This is a genomic window from Maribacter chungangensis (assembly GCF_042676845.1).
In the GTDB taxonomy this organism is placed as follows: domain Bacteria; phylum Bacteroidota; class Bacteroidia; order Flavobacteriales; family Flavobacteriaceae; genus Maribacter; species Maribacter chungangensis.
The window spans coordinates 25,142-38,394 of sequence record NZ_JBHTHY010000008.1; the positions used below are offsets into that span (position 1 = coordinate 25,142).

12 protein-coding genes are annotated in these 13,253 nt (G+C 35.3%); all 12 read right to left on the reverse strand.

The features are described from left to right. Positions 1-72: 72 nt before the first annotated feature. Positions 73-831: a glycosyltransferase family 2 protein gene (locus ACFQZJ_RS12050; protein WP_379934845.1), complete on the reverse strand. Its 759-nt coding sequence runs from the start codon at positions 829-831 to the stop codon at positions 73-75. A 411-nt stretch (positions 832-1,242) separates the two neighbouring features. Further along, on the reverse strand, positions 1,243-2,109 hold the full coding sequence (locus ACFQZJ_RS12055) for a glycosyltransferase family 2 protein (RefSeq protein ID WP_379934847.1): 867 nt from the start codon (positions 2,107-2,109) through the stop codon (positions 1,243-1,245). 195 nt (positions 2,110-2,304) lie between these two features. Further along, complete coding sequence (locus ACFQZJ_RS12060) at positions 2,305-3,120, reverse strand: glycosyltransferase family 2 protein (protein ID WP_379934848.1); 816 nt, start codon at positions 3,118-3,120, stop codon at positions 2,305-2,307. Between the two features lie 372 nt (positions 3,121-3,492). After that, positions 3,493-4,050: a putative colanic acid biosynthesis acetyltransferase gene (locus tag ACFQZJ_RS12065; RefSeq protein ID WP_379934849.1), complete on the reverse strand. Its 558-nt coding sequence runs from the start codon at positions 4,048-4,050 to the stop codon at positions 3,493-3,495. Next, positions 4,047-5,228, reverse strand: a complete 1,182-nt coding sequence (locus ACFQZJ_RS12070) for a glycosyltransferase (RefSeq protein ID WP_379934851.1) — start codon at positions 5,226-5,228, stop codon at positions 4,047-4,049. The genes ACFQZJ_RS12065 and ACFQZJ_RS12070 overlap by 4 nt, the downstream gene beginning before the upstream one ends. A 133-nt stretch (positions 5,229-5,361) precedes the next feature. Further along, positions 5,362-6,510 carry a glycosyltransferase gene (locus tag ACFQZJ_RS12075; RefSeq protein ID WP_379934853.1) on the reverse strand — a complete coding sequence of 383 codons (1,149 nt, stop codon included), beginning with the start codon at positions 6,508-6,510 and terminating at the stop codon, positions 5,362-5,364. Positions 6,511-6,710: 200 nt separating this feature from the next. Then, a complete protein-coding gene (locus tag ACFQZJ_RS12080; protein WP_379934854.1) occupies positions 6,711-7,817 on the reverse strand; it encodes a glycosyltransferase family 4 protein in 1,107 nt (368 codons plus the stop codon). A 97-nt stretch (positions 7,818-7,914) separates the two neighbouring features. Then, positions 7,915-9,069 carry a hypothetical protein gene (locus ACFQZJ_RS12085; protein WP_379934856.1) on the reverse strand — a complete coding sequence of 385 codons (1,155 nt, stop codon included), beginning with the start codon at positions 9,067-9,069 and terminating at the stop codon, positions 7,915-7,917. Between the two features lie 110 nt (positions 9,070-9,179). After that, on the reverse strand, positions 9,180-9,704 hold the full coding sequence (locus tag ACFQZJ_RS12090) for an acyltransferase (protein WP_379934857.1): 525 nt from the start codon (positions 9,702-9,704) through the stop codon (positions 9,180-9,182). Continuing rightward, a complete protein-coding gene (locus tag ACFQZJ_RS12095; protein WP_379934858.1) occupies positions 9,697-11,001 on the reverse strand; it encodes an oligosaccharide flippase family protein in 1,305 nt (434 codons plus the stop codon). Before ACFQZJ_RS12095 ends, ACFQZJ_RS12090 begins: the two co-directional genes overlap by 8 nt. A 107-nt stretch (positions 11,002-11,108) precedes the next feature. Next, on the reverse strand, positions 11,109-12,032 hold the full coding sequence (locus tag ACFQZJ_RS12100; RefSeq protein WP_379934859.1) for a GDP-L-fucose synthase family protein: 924 nt from the start codon (positions 12,030-12,032) through the stop codon (positions 11,109-11,111). After that, on the reverse strand, positions 12,025-13,140 hold the full coding sequence (gmd, locus tag ACFQZJ_RS12105; RefSeq protein WP_379934860.1) for a GDP-mannose 4,6-dehydratase: 1,116 nt from the start codon (positions 13,138-13,140) through the stop codon (positions 12,025-12,027). The genes ACFQZJ_RS12100 and gmd overlap by 8 nt, the downstream gene beginning before the upstream one ends. Between the last annotated feature and the right edge of the window lie 113 nt (positions 13,141-13,253).

Here is a 13,253-nt window from a genome sequence, read left to right on the forward strand (position 1 = left end):
AAGAAATTTTTATAACCTCAAAACAATTTTTTCGTGCCCATCTAAATCAAAAAGATTAGGCATACGGTATTTTCAACTTAATGGAATAAACTGCTTCAACTTAGAAAAGTTCTTGAAAAACAACGCCATTAGCGGTCTATTTAATTCATTTGTTTTCATGGCCCTTAAATCTTCCTGACTTTTAAGCATCATATTCGAAATACTTTTATTGCTCTTACCACCAACTCTCATTTTGGTTATAACTTCTGGCAGGAAACCAAATTTATATTTTGGCCTGAGCAAAACGCGCAACATAAAGTCATAGTCCGCCGCTATTTTATATGATCTATCAAAATTGCCACATTCCCGATACACCTCCCTTTTTAAAAAAAGGGTTGGATGCGCAGGCATCCAACCACGCTGTAACAACCCTACATGGAAGTTTTTACTGTACCAGTTTCTAACTACTTTATTGGTGTTTTGGCGTTCAACATATAACAAATTTCCATAAACACCAGCATAATCCCCTTCTTTAAAGCGACTTACAATCGCAGAGATAATTCCTGGGTTAGCTAAAAAATCATCTGAATGGACAAATCCTATAACATCACCCGTAGCTAGATCGAGTCCTTTGTTTATGGCGTCATAGATACCTTCATCAGGGGCGGAAACATACGTAATCCCTTTATTTTTTGAGCTAAACTCTTTAATTATTTTTAAGGTATTATCTGTTGAGGCTCCGTCTACAATAACATGTTCGATATTTTTATAATCCTGTTCCCAAACAGAACTTAGGGAGGCTGACAAGGTTTCCTCGCTATTGAAGGTTGCTGTTATGATCGTAACTTTCATTTAAGTTTTCCCGTTAGTGTTCTTAAAATAACATGTAAAGCTTTTATCACTATGTACGAGTCCTTTACTTTTATAGATTTTCAACAGTCCATAATTTTTAAACCAAAAGGCGAAATACCAATAATCGAATTAAACCCATTTTAGTATCACAAACAGGAAGTTCGTAAAACCGTTGGTCAAACCTAGGTTCAACTTAGCATCAAATAAGTTAAAGCAAATTACGCACTATGATAAAAACGATTGAAATTTTGGCACAATAGTTCTAAAAAACATATCAACATCCTTGTAGTATTTGAGCAAGTCCTTTACCTCATCGCAAACCGCAATGACCAAAAGATGGTAGGAAAAATCCAGTTTACATGACAATACCTGAACTTGCTTCAAAAATGAAATGCAGCGCAAACATTTCTATTACTCATTAAGGTCAATTCCAGGGTCTCGGTGAGCATTTGATATTTTGTAATTTCCCCCCGACGTTCGCAATTCCTTTATCTTCATGGCTATCATCCATTCATAGGTTTTCCTTAATCTACAATAGTTGTAACCTGCTCTTCCATTCAAAAAACCTCCTTTTAAAATATAAAAGGCAAAAAAGACGAACAGCGGGCGAAATGGAATTCTATAACTTAAACGTTTTTGCGCTTTTCGCCTTACCACCGGGTCTTTTGCAAAAAGATTACCGTAGGAAATCCTTTCATCTATCTCCACGGCTATTTTTGACGCTTCCATAGTAGAGTATCTATTATGCTTATCGAACCACCAGGCTAAACCTTTATTAAACGGAAAATGAATCAAATGAGCATTAAGGGCGCCTATTTTACCTGTGGTAATATACTCTTCGTTTATCTCACGCTCCACACTGACCCTACCATTTTTAAACAACCTTGGAAACCAAGTAGGGTACCCACTGCTTTGCTTGATCCATTTGTTTTGATACATATCCTTACGCCTAACTCGGTACATAGTAACAGCATTGGCTATTTTTGTTTTTTCAAGGATTTCGGTTTTAAGTTCCGGGGTTACGATTTCATCTGCATCCACCATAAGTATCCAATCGAATTCTTTACCAACGGCGCTTAAAGCAGCATTTCTTTGACTTGCATAATTATCAAAATCGCGCTGTATAACCCTTGCTTTATAGGATTTGGCGATGTCCAACGTTGTGTCCGTACTAAATGAATCAAAAACTATAATTTCATCAACAAAATGTAGTGCTTTTAGGCAACTACCTAGTATGGTTTCCTCATTATACGTTAATACGACGGCACTTATCATCATTTAAATTTATTCGAAAGGAGTTTTACTATTTATTTTTTGTCCTTAAACCATAGACAATAATTTTTACCATATACTATCTTTAGGCAACAAGACCAACTTTTGATTTGCAAACATAACAATTTGAACATACAGTAATTAGTCTCCTTTTTTATCTAGCATTTTTATTAGGGACCAATTAACGGATCAACCCCTTGGTTATATTCTAGATCTAAGTTTTAAAAAAATCAGATATACAACAGGTATTCTTTCTCTTATGAGATTTAAGGTAAAATGCAAACTTGACAGTACTAAACATTTAAATCTGTTCCAAGCCAATTCGTCCCGTCTTATCTTATATTGCTCCCTAATACCTTGAATGTACTTGCTTGAAACCCCTCCTAATTCAAAAACGGCAAAGGGCATATTAAGATATTTTATTTCTTCGTTTTTTAAATTCTTAATAAATTTTAATACAAAATCCCAATCTGCCGCCAATTCATAATTCAAATTATAAAACAGTTTTTCCTTAATTAATGTATCCTTGGCAAAAACCATTGATTGGTGGTGGGCAAACATACCATACCATGCCAGCGTATGGTTTTTTGCTTTTTTGTAGTGCTTCATGTCTCCATGGGCTTCCTTTTCAAAGGTATCTCCATAGATAAATTTTAATTTAGTATGATGCCCATTTAATACGGCATGTATTCGACCAAGAACAAATGAACCTGAGAAGCAATCACCTGAATTCATAAAAATTATATAGGCCCCAGTTGCATTTCTAATTCCTTTGTTCATTGCATCATATATACCATTATCATTTTCGGATATAATCTTTAAATTGGGAGTTTTAACCTTACTTAAAAAATCCATTGAACCATCTTGAGAATTACCATCAACAATAATAAACTCAAAATCTTTAAAGTCCTGCTCGCTAACACTTTTAAAGGTGCTCTCCAAACCAGCTCTATTATTATAATTTATAGTTATAACACTGAATAAGAAGCTATCAGATGTGTGATTTAATTCTTTCATGGCATTTAAAAATTTCACAAATAGCAAGTATAACTTGTTATTTATGAACAAATAATTTAAGCATATTCACCTTTTCTAGATGATATCAAATCGTTTATTTAGTAAACTACCTCCGGGCAAGCCCGCGAGGCATTCGAAGGAAACGAACCTTTAATTTCGAGGCAAGCCTCGGGGCATTATACCCTTTGGCGGTGCCAATAAAGCTGCTATTTATCAGGCTAGAAAAAACACCGCACTTTAGTGCTTACATAACACTTTAACAAAAAAACCGTATCTGTCCAAAAAAATCTACACCCTTGCATAAATCAATAAGGAAAGCTAACTCGTTAAATAAATAGGCTCTTTATTAATAATGCAAACATGCCGATATCTTTAGTCTTTTAAAACGCGTTTTTTAAGGAATTTGGCAGGATTCCCACCAACAACGGTCCATGGCTCAACATCCTTAAAAACAGATGCCGTTGCGCCTACAACCGCCCCCTCGTGTATGGTGACCCCCATTCCAATGTAAGCACCAGCGGCAACCCAAGCTTGACTCTCAATAACTATTGGTGCCACAACAAGGTTATGCCGGGAAGATTCGATATTATGTGATGCCGAACATAAAAATACTCTTTGGGACACAATGGAGTTTGACTTCAAAATTACCTTCCCTGGATTGTAACAATCTACATAGGCACCAAGAACAGTATGCTTTTCCATAATCAAGTTCCAGGGCGCCCATATCCGAACACTTGAAAAAACAAGAGAGGTAGCGTGCACCTTGGCTCCAAAAAGGTTTAGTACGAAAACCCTGTAGCTTCTAAAAATAGGATTGGAAAAAGGTCTAAAAAATAGCAGGGATATTATATTCCAAATAAGCCTGCCCATCTTATTTTTTAAGCTTAACTTATTTTCATAATTGGAATAATCAACTCTTGATGTATTCATTTCTTATTATTTAATGTAGAAAACAAAGCTTCCCATTTTGTCAATACCATTTCTAGACTAAAGTCTTGCGACTTGCGTAAAGCTTCTTTTGCCATGGCATCCAGTTTGTTTTCATCACTCATTAATTCCCGTAATTTATTGATTGTTTCTTCCTCCGAATAAGGCATTGAAGTTATAAAGCCAGATTTACCATCTGTCACAATATCGTAAACAGCAGTATAACTACCGTACACCACAGGCACCATTCCATAACTCATTGCCTCGGTCAACACAAGACCAAAACTCTCCAAATCTGAAGTTAAGATCAATATAGAAGATTTTTTATAATAGGCCGTAGGGGGCTTGTTCGTAAAGCCTTCAAAATGGACCCCTGTAATTTTGTTCTGTTCAACGTAGGTTTCAAGATTTGACTTTTCCGGACCATCACCGACTATAACTAATTTCCAATCTGGGTAGTTTCCATACATTTTCTCCCAGACTTCAATAATTCTATGTACCCGTTTATGCGTATAATCTATACGACCAACATATAAGATAATTTTTTCTTTTGAACTTGAATCATGTCCGAACTCCTGATCGGAAATTGTCAAAGGATTACCAATTGTAATGAGTTTAGACGTGTTTTTTAACCCACTAAAGCGCACAAATGTATTAATGAAGCTTTTTGACAGAACGACATATGCTGAACTATTGTCGTAAACATATCTTGAATTATAAGATGTAAAAACTAACATTGCTCTTCGCAACACTTCATAAACTTTTATTAACAACCTATTTTTAGAAGATTTCATCTTGTTTTCAAAATACATAGTACGTTTGTTCTTATCGGGGACACCATGCATCACGGAAATAAGTTTACAGTTTGTTTTCCCAATTGCCATGTTGCACAATACGGTTACATAAAAAGGCAAACACCATTGATTCAAAATAAAATCTATCTCGTTATCAAGGATAATCTTTTTGAGAACCTTAATGTTCTTTGGTGTAATTACTGGATAAGAAAGCTTACGCAATACAATGGACGGATCTAGTTCTGAACTTAATTCGGGGACTGTCTGTTCAAAAGAAGCAATAGTTACGGCATATCCTTTTTTCACAAAGGAATTGGCAAGCACCGTGGTAACAACTTCAGTGCCTCCATAGTTTGGATACTTCCCTATTACTATTAAAATTTTCAATGTCTTATAGTTTATTTTTAGTTCCTATACTTAGGAAAGATAGGATTATTGATGCATACATGTAGCTCAGTCTGATTGTTTTATATAGTTCTTGGTTTACTAAAAAACAAATTATCAAGTATACCTAGTTGCGCTAATCTAATCGAACAAAATCCGGTCTGTCATTTTTAAGTAAAATCCATTCGTATAAACTGTGCATTTTTCTCGCAACAGCTTCCATACTGTACTTTTCTTCGATTAATTTACGCCCATTCACACCCATTTGCATTATGTGTTGACTAGGCATTTGAATCGCCTCTTCAAGTGCAGTCTTTAACGCCTCAACTCCAATATTGATCCATAACCCGCATTCATAACTTTGCAGATCTTGCCACGGCGCACCCTTGGTCGTAATCACAGGAGTGCCGCAGGCCAAGGCCTCGGCAACGACTATTCCAAAATTCTCACTATGGGTAGGCAATACAAAAAATGTGGCTTCTTGATAGGCAAGCACTTTATCCTTGCCATCTAAAGGTGCTTTTATCTTCATAATTTCCGATAGTCCTTGCTCGGCAATATTTTTTTTCAGATTTTCAATATAAGCAGATGCTCCATTTCCAATGATATCTACACTCCATCCTTGTACAAGTGCAGGAGACAATTGGCTCCATGCCGTTATTAAATTCTCAATACCTTTTTTTGGATGGATACGCGAAAGGAATAAAATTTTCTTCGTTACTCTCTCACTTTCAAAATCCTTTACCACGAAGTCTTCCACAGGCACTCCGTTAGGAATCAATGCAATGGGGTTTTTAAGTCCCAAAGCGCGAATACTATCTACCTCCATTTGAGCTGTGGCATGTAAGCAAGCAGCTAATCGCAAGTCCTTAAATTGATATAGTTTAAGTGCCAACTGTTTTTTTACTCTTTTTTGTTGTAACGACCATGGCTCCAACATCCCCCTTGGAGTAATTATATAGGGAACTTTTAACCTACGTGCCATCTTGGCCATTTGATGCACTGGTAAATCCCAGATTGCATGTCCATGAAGCAAGTCTAAATTATCTTCTGCCAACTGCTTCTCTAAACCATCAAGTTTTCCAAGTTTCTTAAACTCGTAAAATCTCAAATTAATGTTGGAAGCTATAAACTGAAATAGAATTGGATTTTGAGTTTTTCCAGTATATAGAGCTAAAGACAAAGAAGAAAAATTACCACCCATATTACGTAAAAGATGGGTAACACTGCGCGAAGGGCCTCCACCTGCTGTATCTATGGATGATATTACATGAGCTATTTTCACAGATTTTTGGTTTAAAACTACTGTAAAGGATACTTATAATTTAATGAAACAAGAGGCGTTTAATAATGCTTCGAAATAAGTCGACTTACTAACTTTATACGATAATACACACTTATTGTTATTTAAACTTTATTTCTTTTTTAAATGGCTCTGAAGACTTACCCTTTTTGAAGGCTTACCTATTTTTGAAGTCTTCACCTTTAGTTATCCTTTTCCCAAGGCGGAATAGGAACTTTTTGAGAGCTTAACACATCAGAAAAATAGCTGGAAATGGACTCAGGCGCAATGCATTTACTCCATTCTTTTATTTTATTTCTCTTTGCCCTAATTATATCTATATTATTCCTACAATAAGTTAATGCCGTTAAAAGGTTATTCTTTCTCTCATTTGAAAATACAATACCATTCCATTTATTTATCAAATCCTTTGCGCCACATTGATCACTACAAATCACAAACAACCCAGCCATTAATCCTTCGTTAACTACGGCTCCCCAACCGTCATATAAGGAAGGTAAGACTAAACAATCGTAATTATGCATTAGACTTCTAGTTTCATAATTAGTTTTAACCCCTATAAAACTTACTTTATTTTGAATATTATTTTCGTTGACTATTTCTTTTAAATTATCCAGTTCATTACCACCACCAATAATATCTAAATGTATATCAGTCTTCAAAAATGAAAGTTTCTTTAATAAATTATTAATTCCCTTTAACTTAATAAGACTACCAACAAATAATAATTTTAAAGTTGGCTCATTATTCCTGTTGTTTAATTCAATTGAATTGTGGTTCTCAACACAATATACGAATGGAATTATAGTATTTGGTTTAAAACCCCATAAACGATACCATTCTCGGGCATCCTCACCAATAGCGAATACTTTATCTATGTACTTAAAATACTTTTTGTCTTGAAAGATAGTTCTAATTAAGTGTAGAAATTTTGGGCGTAAATAAAAGGTAGGTCCTTCGGTAATTAAATGGCGTTTCACATCATAATTAAGGCTATGTTTAAAAGAGTAAAAAACAGTTGGATTGGCCCTTAAACCAGAAAAAAAATGCTGTGCATTTGGGTATTTTTTATAAATAAGTTTTATGGTTTCATTTCTAGGTGAAACTATAATTTCTACTGTATTGATATTTGATATTTTCTCTACACCCCATCCCATTCGTTTACGAGCTGCGGACATTTCTTCAGCAGCAACTAAAATAACTTGTAATTTATTGTTAACCCTTGCTATATTTTGAATATATGGCAACTGATGTGGTGAAACAATGTTTTGCCAAAAAATTAGTATCATCTTCGCAAGTTTTTTGAACAAATAATTCTATAATCTAATTGATTATTATAATTAAGCGACCTAGAGAATTCTTTAACTTGTCATTAGTTAGAAACAATTATATTTCGGCTAGCCGTGGACGCCTTTGACACACCCTAAATAGATATCCCAAAATTAACCATAATAGAAAATTTTTTGATCCAGGACCGAAAGGGGACTGCTCCTCAAATAAGCCATTAAAATAATAGGTTACTACTAATAATAAGAACACCAAATGAAGTGGGTTATAAAAACGTAAACGCTTACGTAAAAATAAAATTGGCAACAAAAGAAAAATAAATATAAACAATGATCCAATCGCACCAAATCCTAATAGTATCGACAAAGGAAAACTGTCAATAAAATAATACCCTCTTCCAAACCAAATATTTTCACTGAATAACTCAGGGAATTCGTACAAAAATTCTACTCTACCGGATGAAACTTCGTTTAAATCATTTATATCCCTTCCGCCGAACAATATATTTTCGATTAATATATTACGAATATCTTCAAAAAAAAGAACAATAGACCCTGATATTAAAGTAAATACCAGCGTTAGTTTCTTTATTATTTTATTTGACGTGTATCTATATGTTAAAATTATGACAAATATCAACCCCAGTATCGTAGCTCTGCTTTTTAGCATTAGTATTAAATACAAAGTAAATAGCAAAAAAACTACCTTAAAAAGTCGTGTTACTTTTACCTTTGATTGAAATAGCAGTAGAACAAAAATCTGACAACTTAACAAAATTTGTGAAGCTGAGTTCTTAGCTTTATAAGCATATGTAATATCCTTAACATCAAATTCAGTAGCAAAGGAAGCCCAATAGATAGATATTGCCAAAATTGTTCCGCCAATTAACCCAATTCTCCCTAACCATTTTGCAAAATCTGTATCAGTAAAATAAGGTGCTGAATTATATGCGATTATAAATATTAGTAAACTTTTAGCAATATTACCTATGTGTGCGGATTCAAAATAGTCATTCCCAGAAACTATCTGCATTAGGAGCGCATAAATAATTAAGAAAATAAACAATAAAGCTATAAAAGTTACAGCTTCACCTATAAAGATACTTCTGTTAACAATTAATAATACTAACGTTACCAACCAAGACGACTGCAAATAAACACTAATTTGCATTTCAAGAACTTGAGGAACCTGAGATATTAGTGTCAAGAAGACACTTAAAAAAAAAACACTTCTAACAATGATAAAAGACTGCATTGTATTTTTTTAGTTATAACTCAAAACTACTGATAAAAGTCTGAGCATTCATATAATTCATTTTAAATACTAAGTCTTAAATTATTCTACATTGCCGCTAATTAAAAATATTAGACCTTAATCGGATTGTTTTTTAAACCCATTTTTTTTAGAATTTTTGCTGGCACACCGCCAACTATTGTCAATCCTTCAACATCTTCAACAACGGTTGCACCAGCTGAAATAATTGCTTTATCTCCTATATTGACACCTCCCAATATTATTGCCCCAGCGCCTATCCAAACCCCATTTCCAATAACAATATCTTGGCTATAACCCTTACCAGCTATTCTGTGTGCATTTGGAGTTATTTCATGGGTTCCACTAATAATGAGCACATTAGATGAAATGTCGCAAAAATCTCCGATTACTACAGTCGATTTACCACCAGTAATTAATGTGTTGGTGCCAATAAAAGTATCTTTACCTATAGAAACTTTAACTTCCCCTAAAACTTTAACTGATGAAAATAATCTAGCATCTTTAGCAACATCAAATTTCATTAATCGAAATAAATAAACCTTAGTTTTAAAAAAACGGGATTCTGGAATAAAATACATTAATCTTTGTATGAAGTATTTAAAAATTTTAAACATGACCTAATTTGATATTGTTATAAATAAACATAATAATGACCAAAAAACAAATTTGAATTATCAAATTGCTAACAACCAACGAAAGAGCTCCAGAATATATGTTATTAATTAAAAAGAGGTAAGTCCCGGTTATGATTAAAACGTCGCGAGTAAATCGTAATCCAAACATGTACCAATTTTTATCTATTGACATAAAGGCCTGAGCATATACATTTGAAATACTTATAAATATGGTCGAAAATAGAGAAATAGCTAAAATATAATCCAATTCATCTTTATAACTTTCTCCATAAAAACCAACAATCCAGTGCCTTAACAAATAAATCCCTATAAATGGTATAACAGTTGTTACTAAATTTATAAGTATTGTTTTTCTTATTATTTCGGTATGTTTTAACAAATCTTTATTGTTCTCAGACAAATGGGTTAAAATAACGTTTCTTAATATACCAGGTATAAATAGTATTATAGCACTCCATTGAGCGGCAGCACTATATAAACCTACTTCTCCATAATCACTGAACTTTAAAAGTAATATAATGGTTAACCAAGAAGTCAACGCATACAGCCCTTCTTGCATTGCAACTGGTGTAGAAAATTTTAGTATCTTTTTGCTTAAAGCTTTAAATTCTGCAGATCCAACGAGATTGGCCGCTGGAATAAACTTTTGAACTTCCATATAATTTAAATAACAGTTAAAAATTTGGGTACAAAGCAGGGCAATTAATGCACCATTTAAATCAAAAAAATAGGTTAATATAAAACTATTGGTAAACGCCAAAATACCTACGTACGTATTAATTCTAGCCATCGACTTAAAAGCATTAAAACCGGAAAGTATCCCAATTTGTGCAGTTGTAAGAGCGCTGAAGATAACCCAAAATGAAACTAATCTTACTGGAGTAACTAAATGCGGGGCTTCAAAAATAACATCTGAAACATACTTTGCAAAAACAAATAATAGAATTGCAAGTATACCGCTCAGGACTAACGATATTCCCATGGTTAAAATAGCTATTCCCTTAATTAAGTTTGGGTTTCTATCTTTACTCTCCGCAATAAATTTAGTCGCAGTATAGCCTAGCCCAAAAGTTGAAAACATTGCAACACTAATTAGCGTTGAACGAATAGTACCAAATTCACCAAAAATCTCCTTACCTAACAGACGCGCAACTATGATTGCCCCTAATAACGACATAGCTTTTGCTAATACATTTCCAAATAATGCCCAAAACGAGTCCTGAGCAAACTTGCTTTGCCTAACTTTTGTATAAAAAGCTTTAAATCTAGATTTCATTCAGAAATATCATATTCATATAAAATCAAGCTGTGATAGGGTTATACAATTGGGATGATAGCTTCAAAAAGAACCGTATCTAAATCTTTGATACAAACTAAGTAACCTCAATTTTCCAAAAACCAAGCATAAGTTTCCCGAATTCCTTCCTCCAGGCCAATAGAAGATTCCCATCCCAACTTTTTTAACTTAGACACGTCCATCAACTTACGTGGTGTACCATCGGGTTTATCCCTATCCCAGATAATTTCACCCTCATGCCCCACCGTTTTTTGAATCAGCAATGCCAAATCCTTAATGGTTAAATCCTTACCGGTACCTACATTGTATAAATGTCCGGGCAGTTCATTTTCCAAGGTAAAGACAACGGCCTTGGCCAAATCGTCTACATGTAAAAATTCCCTTAGGGGCGTACCGCTGCCCCATAAGGTAACGGGCGCGTTATCGTTTTCCCTGGCTTCATGGAACTTGCGCATCATGGCCGGCATTACGTGAGAGCTTTGCAAATCAAAATTATCGTTGGGGCCGTATAAATTGGTGGGCATCAAACTCACAAAATACCTGTCCTGTTGTTCCCGTAAGGCCTGGCATAGTTTTACCCCGGAAATTTTAGCGATCGCATAACCTTCATTAGTAGGTTCCAAGGGGCCCGTAAGCAAATAGTCCTCCTTTAAAGGTTGTGGCGCTAGTTTAGGGTAAATACAGGAACTGCCCAAAAAAATGAATTTTTCCACTTCGGCAGTAACAGATTGCTGAATAAGGTTGTTCTGTATCTGCATGTTTTCCATCAAAAAACCATACTGGTCCTTTAGATTGGCGAGAATCCCCCCTACTCTAGCAGCGGCATCTACCACTATATCCGGCTGTTCTGTGTTAAAAAAATGGGTGACAGCTTCTTGGTTCCGTAAATCGAGCTCGGTACTGGTCTTTCCAATAAGGTTGGTATAGCCTAATTTTTTTAAGGCCCGCCATACCGCAGATCCTACCATGCCATTATGCCCTGCTATATATATTCTACTATCCCTATTCATAGTAATTGAGGGTATTGAATCCACCCTTTTTCAAATGACGGTCTTTTTCCATCAATTTTAAATCGCTCTCCATCATTTCCTTCACCAAAGAAGCTACATCACATTGGGCTTCCCAACCTAGTTTCTGCTTTGCTTTGGTGGCATCCCCTATTAAAAGATCTACCTCCGTTGGTCTAAAGTAATTAGGATCTATGCTCAGCACCTCAGTTCCGAGAGGGAGCTGATACTCTTCATGGTGGCAGGCTAGTACATAACCTTTTTCGTGTCTTCCACTTCCTTTAAATTCCAAGACCATTCCTACTTCGGCAAACGCCATGCGAACAAAATCTCGCACTTTTGTGGTCTTACCTGTAGCAATTACCCAATCCTCAGCTTCTTCGGCCTGTAGAATCATCCACATTACTTTTACATAATCCTTCGCATGGCCCCAATCGCGCTGGGCATCCAGATTACCTAAAAAGAGTTTATCCTGCAATCCTAATGCAATACGGGAAACTGCCCTGGTAATCTTACGGGAAACAAAGGTTTCCCCTCTTAATGGCGACTCGTGATTGAACAGTATCCCGTTACAGGCAAACATACCGTAGGCTTCCCTATAGTTAACGGTGATCCAATATGCATACATCTTTGCCACACCATACGGGCTTCTTGGGTAAAAAGGTGTTTTTTCGGTCTGTGGTACTTCCTGCACCTTGCCATATAGCTCAGAAGTGGAAGCTTGATAGATCTTTGTTTTCTTTTCAAGCCCCAAGAGGCGAACAGCGTCCAATAAACGTAATGTCCCAAGTCCATCCGCATTACCTGTATATTCGGGTATTTCAAACGAGACATGTACATGGCTCATCGCTGCCAAGTTGTAGATTTCGTCCGGCTGTATTTCTTGGATCAACCGAATTAGATTTGTGCTATCCGTCATATCACCATAATGCAAAATAAACCTACGTCTTTCCTCGTGGGGGTCTTGGTACAAATGATCTACGCGTTCCGTATTAAAAAGGGAGGACCTGCGCTTTAATCCATGAACTATATATCCTTTTTCCAGTAAAAATTCACTTAGATAGGAACCGTCCTGTCCCGTAACCCCTGTGATAAATGCAACTTTTGCCATACGCTTCATTTTCATTTTTAAGGCTTGCAAGATGATGCCTGCTGACGCTGCCTCTATAGTTATTCTATTTTTCCACTTTCTCCTACAGTTGCTATTACAACTAGAGCACTTTA